The sequence below is a fragment of the Candidatus Kuenenbacteria bacterium genome (genome assembly GCA_012797775.1).
Classification (GTDB): Bacteria; Patescibacteriota; Patescibacteriia; order UBA2196; family GWA2-42-15; genus JAAZMX01.
The window spans coordinates 1-2,738 of record JAAZOM010000004.1 but is presented as its reverse complement, the minus strand read 5'-3'; the positions used below and the strand labels follow the sequence as shown (position 1 = coordinate 2,738).

At 38.4% G+C, this 2,738-nt stretch carries 5 protein-coding genes; all 5 read right to left on the bottom strand.

The genetic code is table 11. From position 1 onward, the window contains the following. A partial coding sequence (gene pheS / locus GYA54_00470) for a phenylalanine--tRNA ligase subunit alpha (protein NMC51189.1) occupies positions 1 to 494 on the bottom strand: 494 nt, incomplete at its 3' end. Positions 495 to 513: 19 nt separating this feature from the next. After that, a complete protein-coding gene (locus GYA54_00465) occupies positions 514 to 912 on the bottom strand; it encodes a hypothetical protein (protein ID NMC51188.1) in 399 nt (132 codons plus the stop codon). A gap of 61 nt (positions 913 to 973) precedes the next feature. Further along, on the bottom strand, positions 974 to 2,176 hold the full coding sequence (locus tag GYA54_00460; GenBank protein ID NMC51187.1) for a TCR/Tet family MFS transporter: 1,203 nt from the start codon (positions 2,174 to 2,176) through the stop codon (positions 974 to 976). Between the two features lie 3 nt (positions 2,177 to 2,179). After that, complete coding sequence (locus tag GYA54_00455; GenBank protein NMC51186.1) at positions 2,180 to 2,482, bottom strand: DUF721 domain-containing protein; 303 nt, start codon at positions 2,480 to 2,482, stop codon at positions 2,180 to 2,182. A gap of 46 nt (positions 2,483 to 2,528) precedes the next feature. After that, on the bottom strand, positions 2,529 to 2,738 hold a 210-nt coding region (locus tag GYA54_00450), incomplete at its 5' end, for a PD-(D/E)XK nuclease family protein (protein NMC51185.1).

Genomic DNA, 2,738 nt, shown 5'->3' with positions numbered 1-2,738 from the left:
TTGGATTTTGGATTTATATAAAAAGTATCCTGCATATCTCTCGCTGGATGCCAAGCAGGCACATTGACTGCTTCAAAATTGTACCATTCTGATTCCAGCTCTGGCCCGTCAACTATCATAAAACCCATAGCCACAAAAATCCTCTCTATCTCTCTTCTGGTCTCTGTCAAAACATGCAGCCGGCCGAGCTGATATTTTTCCCCCGGCAATGTCGGATCAAAAATTTTCTGCCTGTTTTCCGGCTCTCCCTGCAATTCATTTTTGATTTTTACGAACCATTCTTCCGCTTCTTGCTTTACTTCATTCGCCAGCTTACCGACCTTGGGCCTTTCCTCTTCAGCCAATTCTTTTATTTCTTTTATTAATTTTGTCATCTCACCCGAAGCTCTGGAAAAATATTTTTTTTGTATATCTTCAAGTTGCTCCAGCGTCTTTGTCCGCTTGAGTTCGTCCATTATTTCCTGTCTGATTTTTTTGAATTTCTCTTGTAGCATAATTTTACTTAAAAAATAATTAACCCTGATCGCCCTTTATCCGGCGTTCTTCTTTTGCCAAAAAATAATATTCTACAATCGCCAAAAGAAAGACAAATAGCAGGGTGTTCCACCACACCAAAAGCCTCTGGCTTTGCAAAAACAACGATCCGGTCAAAAGAATTGCAAACATCGCGCCCTGACGAAAAGAAACCTTTACTTTATCATAATTAAAATCACGCTTCTTGAATAAATATCTCAATAAAAAACCGACAATACTGAATATGCCAAGTAGGCCCAAAAACAAAGATAAATAAAAAAATAAAAAGCCAACCGACCCTGACTCCCTAGGGTTTATAAAAAACAGGACAAACGACCAAGCTGTCCAACACAAAATAGTGGCAAAAACCATCAAAAATAAGTACTTTTTTAAACTCATTGGTACTTTGTTATCTATCTATATTTTAACAATATTTCCTTATTTTGGCAAATAAAATATCCTATGGCAAAATATCTGCCCCCGCGTCATCAACCGGCTTTATTTCTTTTAGCTTGCGTCTGTAGAACCAAACCACACCAAAAGCCAAAACCATACAAAAAGCACTCAAAACAAAAGGCAGTCGATGGTGCGCCATAAATATGGAACCCGCAATCAAGGGACCAGCAATCGCACCAATCGAAGACAAGGAAGATAAAATGCCAAGCACTTCGCCCCTTTCTCCCAAAACCGCCCCACCGGCTGCCTGGCTAGTCATCACGACGCGAAGGATAGACTGGGCCAAAACCATGATCAAAAGACCAACCAGCATGATGGTAAGGTTTCTAGAGCCCAAAAGTAAGAAGCCACCGGTACAAATTAAAAGCATATCCAGCTCCAACTTTGGTTCGGAAAAATACTTTAACCAAAAATGTTTTAATCCTATCCCCTGATTTAAGACCATGACCACGCCCATCGCGGCCATAAATAAGCCAATCGTTGAAGAGCCAAAACCAAATACTTTTTCCAAATACAAGGAAAAAATAGACTGCATACCCGTAGCCGCCAAACCGAATAAAAACCAAGATATGTAATTTGGTCTCAATTTTTTATCTTTTAATGCTTTTTTTATAGGCGAAAAAGGATTAAAAGATATTTTTTCATGTTGTCTCTCTTTCAGTGTTTCCGGCAAAAACAAAAAGGCTGAAACGGTATTCAAAAAAGCCAACCCCCCCACAAACCAAAAAGGTAGAGTTTCACTTATTGACCCCAAAAAACCTCCCAACATTGGCCCGATAATAAAACCAATGCCGAATATCGCGCCTACCAAACCCAGATTCGTTGTCCTCTCCTTGTCGTTTTTTGCGATATCAGACAAATAACTTTGAGCCGTAGAAAAATTACCCGCCGCCAGCCCATCTATTATTCTACCCAAAAACAAAAAGAATATACTCTTGGCGCTGGCGAAAACCAGCCAGCCGATAGCACTACTCAAAATACTAATTATCAAAACCGGCCTCCTGCCCCTCCTGTCGGAAAATGAACCCAATAAAGGGCCACTAAAAAAAGAAAAAAATGAATAAACCCCAAAAAGTAAGCCGACCATCAAGGGTGAGGCCCCAAAAGACTCTACATAGAAAGGCAAGATTGGAATAATCACTCCGATCCCGATAACATCAACGAATACAGTAAAAAGGATAATTAACTTTTGTTTATTAATTACCATAGCCTAAATTAGTATTCTTAACTTTTCCACAATTCTATCTTCTGGAGCAAATTTTTTATTCAGTTCTTCTAAAATTTCATATTCCTTTATTCTTATTTCCTGGGCTACCACCGGCGACAGACAAGCGACCGTCAATATATTGTTTTTTAAATATAGGGCCTTAGCGCTCTCTTTGATTTTCTCCCCCCAAATCCCAAAGATAATTTTATCAAATTCTTCGCACACCAAAGCCGCCACCACTTTCTCATTAAAATGACCCTTACCAACTCTATTTTTTAATAATTCTCCGATTGCAGCAAAAGACATAAAATTAATATCTTAATCTTGGACATTTCCCCTTTGTTGTTTTACTTTACAACTCTCTAAACCCACAAATATCGGAAAAATCGCAATATTTGCATGTATGCATTCCCGGCGTAGCCTTAAAATCAAAATTCATTATCCCTTCAATCAATTGAATAATCTTTTCTTTTGTTTCCCCCAAATCTTTTTCCTCCCCCAAAAAAGAAATTTCTGTATTATTATCCAAATAATAATAAACCAATTTCTCTACTTCCCAGCC